Source organism: Chitinimonas naiadis (genome assembly GCF_054780835.1).
In genome coordinates, this window is sequence record NZ_BAAGVO010000007.1 from 294,397 (window position 1) to 308,729 (window position 14,333).

Here is a 14,333-nt window from a genome sequence, read left to right on the forward strand (position 1 = left end):
GGGGAAATATGAAACCGATTTCATATTATATACAACTGCAATGCATCTCCCTGTAAGGCTCGCCGCATGACCGCCACTTCCTCGAAATCCCGGCAAGGCCTGATTGGGCTCGCCTGGCCCATTTTCGTCGAACAGCTATTACATCTGACCACGGGCGTGATGGGTACCTTCATGGTCAGTCACATCTCGGATGATGCGGTGGCGGCGCTGGGTACGGCCAATCAGCTTGTCGTGCTCTTTGTCATCCTGTTCGGCTTCATCGGCATCGGCACCAGTGTCGTGGTGACCCATCATCTGGGTGGTGGCGACAGGGCTGGGGCGGACCAGATCGCCTCTACTGCGATCGGCATCAACACCTGGTTCGGCCTGATTGTCAGCGTGGCGGTGTATTTCCTGGCGGAGCCCATGCTGCGTCTGATGCAGCTCTCCGATCATCTGCTGGAGTATGCCGTCCCCTTTCTGGCGCTGATGGGGGGGACCTTGTTCCTGGAGGCCATGAATCTCGCTATCTCGGCGGTACTGCGCGCCCACGGCCATACCCGCGATCCCATGCTGGTGACACTGGGGCAAAATGTCCTGAACCTGATTGGCAACTGCGTCCTGCTGTTCGGCCTGTTTGGCGCGCCCAAGATGGGTGTGGTCGGGATTGCGCTGGCGACGATATTCAGCAGGCTGGTGGCCTGTCTGGTGATGTGGGCGCTGCTGGAGTACCGCACGCACCTCAAGGTACGGGCACGGGACTTCTTCAACTTCTCCCGCGAGCGCCTGGCGAAGATCCTGCATATTGGTTTGCCCGCGGCGGGTGAGCAGGTGAGCTGGTATCTGGCCTTCATGACGGTCACGGCTTTCACCGCCCGGATGGGCGACACCGAGCTGGCGACCCAGTCCTACGCCATGCAGCTGGTGTGGGTGATTGTCCTGTGCAGCGTGGCCATTGGCCTCGCGACCGAGATCATGATCGGCCATCTTGTCGGTGCCGGCGAGTTTGACGAGGTCTACCGACAGCTGCTGCGCAGTTTGCGGGTCGGCTTTGCGGTGGCCATCACCGTGGTCGTAATCGTGGCATTTTCGGCCCGCTGGTTGCTGGGCTGGTTTACCCATAACGAGGCGATCATTTCCGGCGGTGTGACGTTGATGTTCATCGGCATCCTGCTGGAGCCTGGGCGCGTCTTCAATCTCATCGTCATCAATGCCTTGCGTGCCACCGGTGACGCCCGCTATCCGGTCATGATCGGCGCGGTGTCCATGTGGGGCGTCATGGCTTTCGGTGCCTGGCTGTTGGGTACCTTCTTTGGACTTGGCCTGGTCGGGGTGTGGATCGCTTTTGCGCTGGATGAATGGTTGCGCGGCATCCTGATGTACCGGCGCTGGAAGCAGCGCAAGTGGCTGAAGTATGCCGAGCGTACCCACCAGGCGGTGAAATCCGCCGCCCAGGCAGCCTGACTCTCCCAGCCACCGCTTTGCCGGTGGCTTTTTTCGGGGCGGCAAAGCTTGCCGTCCCGCCACTTGCCGCAACCCTGCTAAACACCCAAGTGCTTGAAGTATCAGCACATGCTAAGGCTGGCATGGGCTGTGCTTTAGTTGTCCCGACAGGATCAATACAACAGAAAACGCCAGCGAGAACGCCATGCTCTCCAGCATCAACAAATACTTTGCTTCCAACGAAGCCGCCCTGAAGCTCAGGGCGACCCGTCAGGAAGTGATCGCCAGCAATATCGCTAACGCGGATACGCCGGGCTACAAGGCACGCGAATTCGACTTTGCGGCGGCCTACACCAATGCGTTGACGTCGCAGAAGGGTGGGCAGGGTATGGGGATGGCAAAGACCGATGCGCGCCACCTTGCCGGCAAGACCGGCAGCACGCTTGAGGCGGATCTGTTGTATCGAAATGATGTGCAGCCTTCCATCGATGGCAACACGGTGGATATGAATATCGAGATGAGCAATTTCACCGACAACGCCATCCGTTATCAGGCCAGCCTAACCTTCATGCAAAAACGTATCGAAGGCATGCGCGCCGCGCTGCAATCGCAATAAGTAGCAAGCCTCCGGGAAACGGGAGTAGTACACCATGTCATTGTTCCGAGTGTTCGATATAGCAGGCTCCGCCATGACGGCGCAGTCCATTCGCCTGAATGCGACGGCCAGCAACTTGGCCAACGCAGAAAGTGCGACGAGCTCGACCGGCCAGCCTTACCGCGCCAAGCAAGTGGTGTTCTCCGCGACGCAGCTCAACGCCAACCAGCCCCAGGCGGTCGGTGTCAGCGTGGCGGCCGTCTCCGAAGACCAGGCGCCGCCCCGGCTGGTGTACGACCCCAAGAATCCGCTCGCTGATGGCAATGGCTATATCGCCATGCCCAATGTGAACGTGGTGGAAGAAATGACCAACATGATCTCCGCTTCGCGTTCCTATCAGACCAATGCGGACATGATGAATACCGCCAAGACCTTGTTGCAGCGGACGCTGCAACTGGGTCAGGCTTGATTGAGGTGAATTGAAATGAGTACCGTCGGCGACGTCAAGAGCAGTGCAGACCTATTCACCAATCTCAATCAGGCCAGAGATACCAAGAGTAAGTCGCAGGAGACCCAGGATCGTTTCCTGAAGCTGCTGATCACGCAGTTGCAGAACCAGGATCCGATGAACCCGGTCGACAACGCGCAGAGCACCAGCCAGATGGCACAGATGAGTACCGTGACCGGTATCGAGAATCTGAACGCCAGTATCACCAGCATGATGACTACCTTTAACGCCGGCCAGTCCTATCAGGCGGCTGCGTTGATCGGCAAGCAGGTGCTGGTCGAGGGCGACACCATGCAGTTCGATGGCAAGACCGCGCTGACCGGTGAAATCGACGTGCCGGAAGGTGGCGCCCGAGTCTCGGTGGGGATTTATAACGCCAACAACCAGAAGGTTGACGAGATCGACCTGGGTGACCTGAAGGCGGGCCGCCAGGCCGTGACCTGGGATGGCGTGGGTTCGGATGGCAAGACCTTACCGGCAGGCACTTACTACGTCTCGGCCAACACAGAGGTCGCGACCGGCGCAGGCAAAGTGCTACCGACCTACACCTACGTCAACGTCAAGAGCGTCGCCCTGGAATCCGGCAATGTGAACCTGAGCCTCGCGGATGGCCGTGTCGTGCCCTACAGCAAAGTCAATAGCATCATGTAAGTCCCTGTCCCAACTCATAGATCGCGTTCAGTCTCGGCACTATTCGGTAGGAGAAACACCATGGGTTTTCAGCAGGGTCTCAGCGGGCTTAACTCCGCATCCAAATTCCTCGACGTCGTCGGTAACAACGTCGCCAACGCCAACACGGTCGGCTTCAAGGGCTCGCGTGCCGAGTTTGCCGACGTCTACGCCAATACGCTGGCCAGTACCAATGTGCAGGTGGGTATTGGTGGCAGAACCTCAAATGTGGCGCAGCAGTTTTCTCAGGGCAACATTACGAGTACCAGTAACCCGCTGGATATTGCCATTCAGGGGAACGGCTTCTTTCGCATGATCGATGCGGCGGGCTCGTACAGTTATGCCCGAAACGGTCAATTCCAGCTGGATCGTGAGGGTTATATCGTCAATAACGGGCAGAAGTTGGCCGGCTATGGCGTCAACCCCTCCACCAACCAGTTGATCACCGGTGCCAATCCGGCCCCCTTGCAGATCAAGACGTCCAATATTGGCGCGCAGGCAACTGGTGGCTCCACACTGAACAATGCTGGCCTGACCCTGGGGATGAACTTCGACGCACGTGCTCCTATCGTGTCGCGTGGTACAACCACGGCGTCGATAAGCGGTGCGCAACTGAATACGGCAGCTGCGGTTGGCGCGACGGTCGCTTATCAGACGCGCGTGACCGACTCGACCGGGCAGTTTCATGAAATGGATGTGACCTTGACCAAGGTTGCGCCAAATACCTGGTCTGTTGCAACCGCGTTGGATGGTGGCGCTTCTACGCCTACGGCGACACCGCTGGTATTCAATGCTGCCGGGCAGCTTCAATCAGGCGGCACACAGGCCGTGTCGTACAATCTGGGCTCACCCGCACCGGCTTACGGTACGACGCCACTGAATTTCAACCTGAATTTTTCAGGTATTCAGGAAACTGCGACTCCAGCGCCTGGCACGATTACCGTCAACGACACGGCCGCGCAGAATACGACGGTCTCGATCTACAACTCCAATTTGGACGCGGCAGATGCCGTGGGTATTTCGCATACCTACTCAAGTACTTTTCTTGACCCGAATGGTGCGAGCCATACCATTGATGTCACCTTGACCAAGGCCGCCACCAATACTTGGACGGCAACCTATTCGGTCGCCGGTGGGCCACCGGTTGCCGTGCCCGCTTCGGTAGTTTTCAATAGTCAGGGGCAATTGGTGGGCGGTGGCACCATTGCGGCTACCTACGCTTATCCCGCGGTGGGTACCTCGCCTGCGGGGACGATGAACTTCAATATCGGCGTTCAGGGCGTCACACAAAAAGCGTCGGCGTTCACTGCCGGTAGTATGCAGGCGCGCAGTACGCCGCCGGTTGTGCCATCGGATCCGACCAGCTACACCCACAGTACCTCGGCGGACGTTTACGACTCGCAAGGTATTGCCCATACGCTGACGTTCTATTTCACCAAGGTAGGTGTCAATGCCTGGGAGACCCAGACTAGCTTTGATGGCGGTGCACCGGTTACTCAGCCTGGTTACGTCACGTTCGATGCTTCAGGCAAGATGAATGGTGGTAGTCAATTGGCTTATACCTCGCCGATTCCGTCACCGAGCGGTGCTCAGACGCCGCTGTCGTTCAATACCTATTTCACGGGTACGACGCAATTCGGTAATCAGTTTGGTGTCAATACCCTTAGCCAGGATGGCTATGCGGACGGCAATATCACCGGACTGAGTATAGGCAAGGACGGCATCATCCTCGGTCGTTACTCCAACGGTCAGAACCGGACTATTGGTCAGATCACGCTGTACAACTTCGCTAATCCGCAAGGCTTGCAGCCCTTGGGGGATAACCGCTGGGCTGAGACATTTGCATCGAATCAGGCGCGCCTCGGTACGCCTGGGACCAGTGACTTTGGCTCTCTGCAATCCGGTGCCGTGGAAGATTCGAATATCGATCTGACCAAGGAACTGGTCGACATGATCACCGCGCAGCGCAGCTACCAGGCCAACGCGCAAACCATCAAGACGCAGGATTCCGTCCTGCAGACCCTGGTGAACCTCCGCTAAGGCATTGCCGTAGCCCGCTGAATCTCGCTCTGACGCTTGTTCGCCTGGTTTTGCCGGGCGTCAGGCGGCAGCGAGGGCGTATCGCTACGCCAAGGCTTGCCGCTGGCGGCCATTCTTGCCGCCACTGCCTGCATCCAGACCGACCATTGTCCGCGCAATGGCCGGTCTTTGCTTGATCTCGGCTATCTGGCACAGTTGGTGCTTATCTCTGTTCGACGCATCAACGCGACCCGTATAGAGGGACTAGCACATGGATCGGCTTATCTACGTGGCAATGACAGGGGCGAAGCACGCCACCCTGCAGCAAGCCACCGTTGCCAACAATCTGGCCAATGCCACCACGCCTGGCTTCAAGCAGGAGCTGGCTGCCTCACGCGCCGTACAAGCCGTGGGCGGTACGGGCTATGCCACTCGCAGCTTTACCCTGGAACAGACGATAGGTTCGGATTTTTCTCCGGGAACCTTGCAAACCACCGGGCGTGAGCTGGATCTGGCCGTGACGACCGAAGGCATGTTCGCGGTGCAGACCGGCAATGGTGAGGCCTACACCCGCAACGGTAGCCTCGAGATTGATGCCACCGGCTTGTTGAAGACGAGATCCGGCAATCCGGTGCTCAGCGATTCCGGCCCGATCATCGTGCCGGAAAACACCGTACTGACCTTCGGCAAGGATGGCACCGTGACCGCGGCGCCGATCAACGATCCCGCACAGACCAATGAAATAGGGCGGCTCAAGCTGGTGAAACCCGACGAGCGCCAGCTTGAGCGCGGCAGCGATGGTTTGTTCCGCTTGCGCGATGGCCAGCCGGCCCAGGTGGATGCCTCCGTGCAGGTCGGTAACGGCATGCTGGAAGCCAGCAACGTGAGCGCGGTCGATCAATTGGTGAAGATGATCGATTACCAGCGCAACTACGACCTTCAGGTACGAATGTTGCAAACAGCTGACCAGAACGCCCGTGCAGCTGCCCAAGTCATGGCGCTGAGCTGAGTTGGCGGCAATGAATAGTCAGAACGACAGGAATAACAGGAAAGGATTGCCGCTATGATGCGCTCACTTTGGATCGCCAAGACCGGCATGGACGCGATGCAGATGAACATCGACGTCGTGTCCAACAACCTCGCCAACGTCAATACCAACGGCTTCAAACGCAGCCGGGCCGTGTTCGAGGATCTGCTCTATCAAACCCTGCGCCAGCCTGGTGGGGCGACGAGCCAGCAGACCCAGTTGCCAACCGGCTTACAGCTGGGTACCGGTGTGAAGCCGGTGGCGACCGAGCGCATCCATACCCAGGGTAACCTGCAGCTGACCGACAATCCTTACGATCTGGCGATCAACGGCAAGGGCTTCTTCCAGGTAGATCTGCCTGATGGCACGATCGGCTATACCCGTGATGGCGCCTTCCAGCTCAACAACCAGGGCGTGATCGTGACGGCCGAGGGCTATCCTCTTTCGGGCAATATCACCGTGCCGCAAGGGACTACCCAGTTTGGCGTAAGCCGGGACGGTATCGTCACCGCACTGCAGGCCGGCCAGACCCAGGCGACCCAGATCGGCAATATCCAGCTGGCTAGCTTCATCAATACCGCAGGCCTGCAAAGCGTGGGTGAGAACATCTATCTGGAAACCTCCGCCTCCGGTGCGCCGCAGGTAGGAACGCCCGGCCAGAACAGCCTGGGTGTGCTCAACCAGCAGTATGTTGAAACGTCCAACGTGAATATCACGGAAGAACTGATCAACATGATCCAGGCTCAACGCGCCTATGAAATCAACTCCCGTTCGATCCAGACCTCGGATCAGATGCTGCAGAAGCTGACGCAGCTCTAATGCTGCTGGTGCCTAGAACCTAGAAGACGGGAGCGACTCATGTTTCGACTCATTCTTACTGCCGCGGCCGGATTGCTGCTCAGCGCCTGCGCAACCAGCGTGCCGCGCACGATTGTCAGCCAACCCACCAGCGTCCGGGTGCCGGCACCGACCACCCAGTTGGCCAGTAACGGCTCGATCTACCATATGGCCAATGCCCGTCTGCTATTTGAGGACCGGATGGCGCGCCATGTCGGTGACAACATCACCGTCCAGATCCAGGAGCAGGTCTCGGCCTCCAGTAACTCTGCCAACAAGGCGGCGCGCAAGACCAAGAACACAGGCTCCGTGACGGCAGGTACGTCGGGTACGTTGCGCGGCATTCTGGGTGGTATGAACATGGGGCTGGAGTCGGAGAACACCCATGACGGCAGCGGTTCGACCACGGCCAACAATAGCTTTAACGGCCAGATCACCGCGCAGGTCATGGATTTGCTGCCGAATGGCAATCTGGTGATCGGTGGCGAAAAGCAGGTAAATATCCGTGGTGAAATCAGCTACTTGCGTGTCTCAGGGATCGTGAACCCCAGCGATATACAGGCAGGCAATGTGGTATCCTCGCAGAAGATAGCTGAGGCCCGGATTGAAGAGATGGGCTCCGGCACGGTAGCCGCGGCCGATAAGGCAGGCTGGTTACAAAACCTCTTCTACAGCTTCTTACCATTCTGACCTGATGACTTTTGCCCGCACCGTCCGCCTGATCGCCTGCGTTCTCCTGATCTCCGGTAGCGGTGCGGTTTACGCCCAGCGTATCAAGGAGCTGGCCAGTATCGGCGGTGTACGTAGCAACCAGTTGATCGGTTATGGCCTGGTGGTAGGTCTGGATGGCAGCGGCGACCAGACCACGCAGACACCGTTTACGGTGCAAAGCGTCATCAATATGTTGACCCAGCTTGGCGTGACCATGCCGCCGGGTACCAATCTCCAGCTCAAGAACGTGGCGGCCGTCACGGTGACCGCGTCGATGCCAGCATTCTCACGTGCAGGCCAGGCGATAGACGTAACCGTCTCTTCCATTGGCAATGCCAAGAGCCTGCGTGGCGGCACTTTGCTGATGAGCCCCTTGAAGGGCGCGGATGGCCAAGTCTATGCGATTGCCCAGGGAAATCTGGTGGTGGCGGGAGCGGGCGCTTCAGCCGCTGGTTCCAGTACCCAGGTGAATCAGTTGGCGGTTGGGCGTATTCCCAACGGCGCAACGGTTGAGCGCGAAGTCCCGGGCGGGGTAGGCCAAGGTGAATTCATTACGCTGTCGCTGAACGATGCGGATTTCAGCACGGCAAGCAAGGTGGCTCAGGCCGTAAATGCCGGTATGGGAGCTACCACCGCTCGCGCGCTGGATGCCCGTACCATTCAGGTGAAAGCCCCGCAGGATCCGGATGCTCGCGTCAGTTTCATGGCCAAGCTGGAGAATCTGACGGTGACGCCGTCCGATGCCACTGCCAAGGTCATCATCAATGCACGCACCGGTTCTGTTGTGATGAACAAGGCCGTGACACTGGAGCCGTGTGCGATCTCCCACGGCAACCTGACGGTCACGATCTCGGCCAAGAATGATGTCAGTCAGCCCAATGCGCTGTCGGGCGGAAAGACCAAGCCGGTGCAGAATGCCACCGTCGACATCAAGGCAGAAAAGGGCGGGGTGACCGCCGTGCCCAAGAGTGCCTCCCTCAATGAAGTCGTGCGCGCGCTCAACCAGATTGGCGCGACACCGCAGGATCTGCTCGCCATCCTGCAGGCGATGAAATCCGCAGGCGCCTTGCAGGCCGAGCTGGAAGTCATCTGACCGGCAGCGGCAGAGCAAAGGGCGCTTCGGCGCCCTTTTTTATTGCTGCCGCCCAAGCGGACGATTTTGCCGCCTGGTTTGCCGCCACCCCGGATTTCCGCTTCTGTATTCTAATAATACTTAATTAAATCAATATATTGAGTGTTGGCATGTTATGTGCTTTTGATCATCCAGACTGATCTGGATGTTCGAAAGCACCATGCAAACCTCTACCGCCAACAATGCCAGCCTGAATGCCCGCCTCGCGATCGATGCCCAGGCTGTCGGTGACTTGCGCGCGAAGGCGGCCCGGGACCCCAAGGGAGCGGCCCGTGAGGTAGCAGGGCAGTTCGAGAAGATGTTCCTCGACATGGTCATGAAGTCCATGCGCGAAGCGACCCCCAAGTTCGATGAGCTGGAAAGTGACCAGGTCGGCATGTTCCGCTCGATGTATGACCAGCAGCTGTCGCAAACCCTGACTAGCGGTAAAGGCCTTGGCCTCGCCGACGTCATTGCCGCCCAGGTCGAACGCATGAACAACCCAACCAGCCTGCAAGTGCCGTTGCAACGCCCACTGCGTGACGCATATGGCCTCAAGTCGGCAACGGCTGCCGGCACCACCGGCACAAGCAGCGCACCGGTTGCCGCCAGCAAGTCCGAAGGTACCGCTGACGATTTCGTCAGCACCCTGGGGCAGGCTGCCGTCGGCGCTGCCCAATCGCTGGGCCTGTCGCCGCACCTGATGCTGGCGCATGCCGCGCTCGAAAGCGGCTGGGGCAAAAAGCCCATCACCGACAGCGCGGGCAACAACACCTACAACCTGTTCGGTATCAAGGCCAGTCGTGATTGGACCGGCAAGACAGCCGACATCACCACAACCGAGTACGTGGATGGTGTGGCACAGAAGCGTGTCGAGAAATTCCGGGCCTATGACAGCTATGCCGATGCCTTCTCCGATTACGCCCGCCTCCTGAGCAAGCGTTATGGCGATGCCGCCCAGGCAGGCAGCGATGCCAAGACCTTTGCCAGCGAACTCCAGCAAGGCGGTTATGCCACCGACCCGGCCTACGCCAAGAAGCTGACCCGCGTGGCTGAACACCCGGCACTGCGCGCCTATCGCGCAGCCGCCTGAGCGACAAGACAGCATGAAATCAAAGCCGCCCTGCGCGGCGAGGATGGAAGATCATGGGTAACAGTATTTACGGTATTGCCGTATCCGGCCTGAAGGCGGCGCAGATTGGTCTGACCACGACCGGTCACAACATCGCCAACGCCAACACGCCCGGCTATAACCGGCAGCAGATTGTCCAGAGCGCCGTGACGCCCTTCCCAACGGGTGGTGGCTTCCAGGGCCGCGGTGTAGAAGTAGATACCATTACGCGTATCTATAACGAGTTCATGGCGCGTCAGGTACAGACCGCAACGTCCCAGGACGGCTATCTGAGTAATCTTCAGTCTCATCTCTCCGATCTGGATAACCTGCTGGCCGATCCGTCTGCGGGTTTTTCGCCCTCGCTGCAGAGTTTCTTTACCGGTGTCCAGACGGTCGCCAATAGCCCACAAAATGTCCCAGCGCGGCAGGCCTTGCTGGGCCTCGCCCAGTCCATGATCACCAAGCTCAATACGGTCAATGACCGCATGGCGACCTTGCGTGACGACGTGAACACCGAGATCAAGGCCACGGTTGGCAATATCAATTCCATTACCAGCCAGATTGCCAATCTGAATGACCAAATCGCACTGGCGACGGGAGCGGGTGGTGGTAACCCGCCTAACGACCTGCTGGACCAGCGCGATCAACTGGTGACGGACCTCAACAAGTATGTCAAGAGTACTGTCATCAAGCAGTCCGATGGCAGCTACAACATCTTCATCGGCAATGGCCAGAATCTGGTTGTCGGTACACACGCATTCACCTTGGGGGCGGTACAGGCTGCAGATGATCCTTCACGCCTGGATGTGGCCTACCAGCAATTTGGTACGACAGCGGTCATTCCGTCGGAAATGATTACGGGTGGCTCGCTCGGTGGGGTATTGGAGTTCCGTAAAGACGTACTGGATGTAGCGCAGAATTCTTTGGGCCGGGTTGCAATTGCCTTGGCCCAGACTGTCAATGACCAACATCGCAAGGGGCAGGATCTTAACGGCAACTATGGTGGCAATTTCTTCCAGTTTCCGGTCGAGAACACCAATGCTCAGTACAACCTTGGTGGTGTTGCCGGTACCAACCTCACCGCGCAGTTGACGTCTGCGCAGCCGTTTATCGAAAGCGATTTCAATATCTCGCTCGACAGCACCGGTACCAACTACACGATTACCCGATTGACCGATGGGCAGACGGCATCCACTTCTCTGGCTGGTGGTGCCTTGACCTCTGCTACAGGTTTTGTGGCATTTGGCGTTCGCTTTACCCTTAGCGCAAATATCGCCAACAACACCAATTACGGCGTGAGTTTTAAACCTGCGGCATCAAACATTATTGCCAATGCCAAAAACACCGGTAATGCGGACTTGCAGGTGTCGCTGTCGAACCCCAGTCAGCTTACTACCAGTGACTATGAGTTCATTTACGACGGTCCAGACTATCGCGTGGTCCGCAAGGAGGACGGCGCGGTATTCAACGTCAACGCGGCGGCTTGGAATAATCCGCCTGTGACGGTTGATGGCATGCAGTTCCGTATCAATAGCGGGACCATCAAGCCCGGTGACCGTTTCACCGTGCAACCTACTCGTGGCTTTGCCGAGAATATGTCGGTAATGATCACCGATACGGCAAAGATTGCCGCGGCAGCGCCTATCAGCACCTCATCGGACACCGCAAGCATCGTGGCGTCGGTCAATAACACCAATACCGGTACCGGCACGATCACCGGTATTTCTGCATCCATTCCTGCGCAGGGCGGCGCTGCCACTAAGAAGATTGAATTGGTCTTCACTGGTGCCGCCACCTATGACATCCGTGATAGCGCCACAGGGGCGACCTTGGTCGCCAACCAAGCGTATACGGCGGGTAGCAACATTACCTACAACGGCTGGACCGTTCAGGTTGCCGGGGCACCAGCGATCGGCGATCGCTTTGTGATTGACCCGCGTAAAAACACGGGTAACGCAACTATCACCGCTGGCGCCGTAAGTACGGTTCCCGTCGATCTCAACCTCAAGGTGCCTGTTGCCATTCGTTTTAACACGCCAGCAACGACCTATGATCTGGTTGATCCTGCAACCGGAACGGTATTGAACAACCCTGCTGGCGCGCCCATGAGTAACCAGCCTTATACCTCGGGTGCCAATATCACCTTTAATGGTTGGACCGCGCAGGTCACCGGTATTCCAGCTGCAGGCGACACCTTCACTATCGGCCCGAACACGGCAGGCAAGGCGGACGCCAGGAACATGCTGTCGATTGGTCAGCTACAGACTGCGAACACCATGTCCGGCGGTACCACCAACTATCAAGGCGCTTATAGCAAGATCGTCTCGGATGTGGGGGTGCGGGCTAACCAGGCCAACATTAACCAGAAAGCTCAGGCGTCCTTGCTGCAGCAGGCCCAGACCAAGATGTCAGAGACATCCGGCGTGAACATGGATGAGGAGGCATCAAACCTGCTTATCTATCAACAGGCCTATTTGGCAGCCAGCCGCACGATCCAGATTGCCCAGAAAGCCTTTGAAGAAGTCTTGAACATCGGCCGCTAAGCCGGTTTCCAGTAGTAGCAGGAGTTAAGAATATGCGCGTCGCTACCAGTTCCATCTACAGCCAAGGCGTGTTCAATATGAACAATCGCCAAGTGGATTTGTTCAAGCTGCAAAATCAGCTTTCCACTGGCCGTGCCATTTTGACGCCGTCGGATGATCCCGTTGCCTCGGCTCGATCCCTGGATCTCTCTCAAGCGGTCAGCCTCAATAGCCAGTACGTTGAGAACAACAAGTACGCCAACGATGCGCTGGCGCTCACTGAAACCAATCTGCAGAACGTGATCTCCGCGATTCAGGATATCCAGACCCTTGCGGTGCAATCGGGCAATCCAGCATTGACTGCCTCCGAGAAGCGCACCATTGATGCGGATATCAAGGGCAAGTATCAACAATTGCTGGGTTTGGCCAATACCACCGATGGCAATGGCCTGTATCTCTTCTCAGGATACAAGGGCGACACCAAGCCGTTCAATGAGCTAGGCTTTGGTAATGTGCGCTACGACGGCGATCAGGGCCAGCGTGCAGTACAGATCTCACCATCCCGGCAAATTCCCGTATCGAACTCGGGTAACGATGTATTTGTAAACCTTAAGACGGGGAACGGTACCTTCGCTAGCAGCATGGGCCGCCCTGATTTTCCGCGTACTGTCGCTGTGGGTGATGGCGGGCCGCTTGAGTTCAGTCGCGATCCTGCTGGCGGCGCCGTCCCGGCAGATTACCGGGTAGATTGGAATGCGGCATCCGGTAACTACACCATTTCCAGGACGGGTACCCCGGCCGTTGCTCCGCTCGTGGTGAGCCATGCCGCGTTGGTTGGTGCTGCAGCGCCTGGCTTTTCCTGGCCAGGTAGCGGCTTGGTCATCAAGGCCCAGGGTAACCAGCCTACCGCCGCTACTGGCAGTGTCACGTTTGATGCTAACCAGACCAATAACCTGGGTACTGGCGTGATTAGTCCGGGGGTGGTGACAGACCCGCTCAAGTGGGCCAATGCCAATAATACCGAGCGCTATCGCGTCCAGTTCCATTCGGTCCCCGATCCGACTGATGCGACGAAGACGATTACCAACTACGACATCATTGATAACGATACGGCATCACCTAACTACAATCGTTCTTTGATTGACGGCTACAACTACAGTACCAATGTCCCGGCAGCGGGCCGGACCGATTCCGCCGGCACGCCAAATAGCTTCCCGAGGACCTATACAACAGGTGCCGATATTACTTTTGCCCAGCAGACCGGTGAAGCAACCCCGCTGATTGCCGGTTGGGATTTCGGCGCCAAGGTAGCCGTTTCGGGTGTTCCTAAGGATGGAGATAGCTTCAGCCTTGAGCCTAGCGTCGATAAAGACCTGTTCAGCACTTTGGGTGATTTCTCGAATGCACTGACCAGCTATACCAATAATGAGCTGGGCGGGGCTGAATTCCAGAATCGGCTGAATACCACCTTATCCAATCTCGATAATGCGCTCACCCATATTCTCAGCGTGCAATCGAGCGTCGGCTCGCGACAGAACGAAGGCTCATCGGTACAGGCTACCAACGAGGACCTCAATGTGCAGTTCAAGGCAACGATCTCCAAGTTGACTGACCTGGATTATGTGCAGGCCATCAGTGACTTCACCCAGACTCAGACCTATCTGGATGCAGCTCGCAAGTCGTTCTCCTCGATCCAGAACCTGTCCCTGTTCCAGTACATCAGCTGATCCAGAACCTGAAACGAAAAAACGCCGTGGTATATCACGGCGTTATTTCGTTTCGGATTCTCACTATCGAG

12 protein-coding genes are annotated in these 14,333 nt (G+C 57.7%); all 12 read left to right on the forward strand.

Annotated features, from left to right (window positions below; translation table 11 throughout):
- The first annotated feature begins 66 nt into the window (after nt 1-66).
- The 12 genes from ACYVHK_RS21735 to flgL all read left to right on the forward strand — a co-directional run bounded on the left by ACYVHK_RS21735 (nt 67) and on the right by flgL (nt 14,262).
- Nucleotides 67-1,443, forward strand: coding sequence for an MATE family efflux transporter (locus ACYVHK_RS21735; RefSeq protein WP_460536513.1), 1,377 nt, complete (start codon nt 67-69; stop codon nt 1,441-1,443).
- 184 nt (nt 1,444-1,627) lie between these two features.
- Nucleotides 1,628-2,038, forward strand: coding sequence for a flagellar basal body rod protein FlgB (flgB, locus tag ACYVHK_RS21740; RefSeq protein WP_460536515.1), 411 nt, complete (start codon nt 1,628-1,630; stop codon nt 2,036-2,038).
- Nucleotides 2,039-2,072: 34 nt separating this feature from the next.
- Nucleotides 2,073-2,486: a flagellar basal body rod protein FlgC gene (gene flgC / locus ACYVHK_RS21745; protein ID WP_460536518.1), complete on the forward strand. Its 414-nt coding sequence runs from the start codon at nt 2,073-2,075 to the stop codon at nt 2,484-2,486.
- Between the two features lie 15 nt (nt 2,487-2,501).
- Nucleotides 2,502-3,176: a flagellar hook assembly protein FlgD gene (locus ACYVHK_RS21750; RefSeq protein WP_460536520.1), complete on the forward strand. Its 675-nt coding sequence runs from the start codon at nt 2,502-2,504 to the stop codon at nt 3,174-3,176.
- 60 nt (nt 3,177-3,236) lie between these two features.
- A complete protein-coding gene (locus ACYVHK_RS21755) occupies nt 3,237-5,234 on the forward strand; it encodes a flagellar hook protein FlgE (protein ID WP_460536522.1) in 1,998 nt (665 codons plus the stop codon).
- 250 nt (nt 5,235-5,484) lie between these two features.
- A complete protein-coding gene (gene flgF, locus ACYVHK_RS21760) occupies nt 5,485-6,222 on the forward strand; it encodes a flagellar basal body rod protein FlgF (protein ID WP_460536524.1) in 738 nt (245 codons plus the stop codon).
- 54 nt (nt 6,223-6,276) lie between these two features.
- Nucleotides 6,277-7,059, forward strand: a complete 783-nt coding sequence (gene flgG / locus ACYVHK_RS21765; RefSeq protein ID WP_460536526.1) for a flagellar basal-body rod protein FlgG — start codon at nt 6,277-6,279, stop codon at nt 7,057-7,059.
- Nucleotides 7,060-7,098: 39 nt separating this feature from the next.
- Nucleotides 7,099-7,767: a flagellar basal body L-ring protein FlgH gene (locus ACYVHK_RS21770; protein WP_460536528.1), complete on the forward strand. Its 669-nt coding sequence runs from the start codon at nt 7,099-7,101 to the stop codon at nt 7,765-7,767.
- A 4-nt stretch (nt 7,768-7,771) separates the two neighbouring features.
- Nucleotides 7,772-8,881, forward strand: coding sequence for a flagellar basal body P-ring protein FlgI (locus tag ACYVHK_RS21775; RefSeq protein WP_460536530.1), 1,110 nt, complete (start codon nt 7,772-7,774; stop codon nt 8,879-8,881).
- A gap of 199 nt (nt 8,882-9,080) precedes the next feature.
- Nucleotides 9,081-9,992, forward strand: a complete 912-nt coding sequence (gene flgJ, locus ACYVHK_RS21780; RefSeq protein ID WP_460536533.1) for a flagellar assembly peptidoglycan hydrolase FlgJ — start codon at nt 9,081-9,083, stop codon at nt 9,990-9,992.
- Nucleotides 9,993-10,045: 53 nt separating this feature from the next.
- Nucleotides 10,046-12,556: a flagellar hook-associated protein FlgK gene (gene flgK, locus ACYVHK_RS21785; RefSeq protein ID WP_460536536.1), complete on the forward strand. Its 2,511-nt coding sequence runs from the start codon at nt 10,046-10,048 to the stop codon at nt 12,554-12,556.
- 32 nt (nt 12,557-12,588) lie between these two features.
- Complete coding sequence (gene flgL / locus ACYVHK_RS21790; RefSeq protein ID WP_460536538.1) at nt 12,589-14,262, forward strand: flagellar hook-associated protein FlgL; 1,674 nt, start codon at nt 12,589-12,591, stop codon at nt 14,260-14,262.
- The last annotated feature ends 71 nt before the right edge of the window (nt 14,263-14,333 follow it).

Bases quoted from the DNA above. Each gene is read 5' to 3' on its own strand.
- ACYVHK_RS21735 (WP_460536513.1), top strand. From the start codon at position 67: ATGACCGCCACTTCCTCGAAATCCCGGCAAGGCCTGATTGGGCTCGCC.
- flgB (WP_460536515.1), top strand. From the start codon at position 1,628: ATGCTCTCCAGCATCAACAAATACTTTGCTTCCAACGAAGCCGCCCTG.
- flgC (WP_460536518.1), top strand. From the start codon at position 2,073: ATGTCATTGTTCCGAGTGTTCGATATAGCAGGCTCCGCCATGACGGCG.
- ACYVHK_RS21750 (WP_460536520.1), top strand. From the start codon at position 2,502: ATGAGTACCGTCGGCGACGTCAAGAGCAGTGCAGACCTATTCACCAAT.
- ACYVHK_RS21755 (WP_460536522.1), top strand. From the start codon at position 3,237: ATGGGTTTTCAGCAGGGTCTCAGCGGGCTTAACTCCGCATCCAAATTC.
- flgF (WP_460536524.1), top strand. From the start codon at position 5,485: ATGGATCGGCTTATCTACGTGGCAATGACAGGGGCGAAGCACGCCACC.
- flgG (WP_460536526.1), top strand. From the start codon at position 6,277: ATGATGCGCTCACTTTGGATCGCCAAGACCGGCATGGACGCGATGCAG.
- ACYVHK_RS21770 (WP_460536528.1), top strand. From the start codon at position 7,099: ATGTTTCGACTCATTCTTACTGCCGCGGCCGGATTGCTGCTCAGCGCC.
- ACYVHK_RS21775 (WP_460536530.1), top strand. From the start codon at position 7,772: ATGACTTTTGCCCGCACCGTCCGCCTGATCGCCTGCGTTCTCCTGATC.
- flgJ (WP_460536533.1), top strand. From the start codon at position 9,081: ATGCAAACCTCTACCGCCAACAATGCCAGCCTGAATGCCCGCCTCGCG.
- flgK (WP_460536536.1), top strand. From the start codon at position 10,046: ATGGGTAACAGTATTTACGGTATTGCCGTATCCGGCCTGAAGGCGGCG.
- flgL (WP_460536538.1), top strand. From the start codon at position 12,589: ATGCGCGTCGCTACCAGTTCCATCTACAGCCAAGGCGTGTTCAATATG.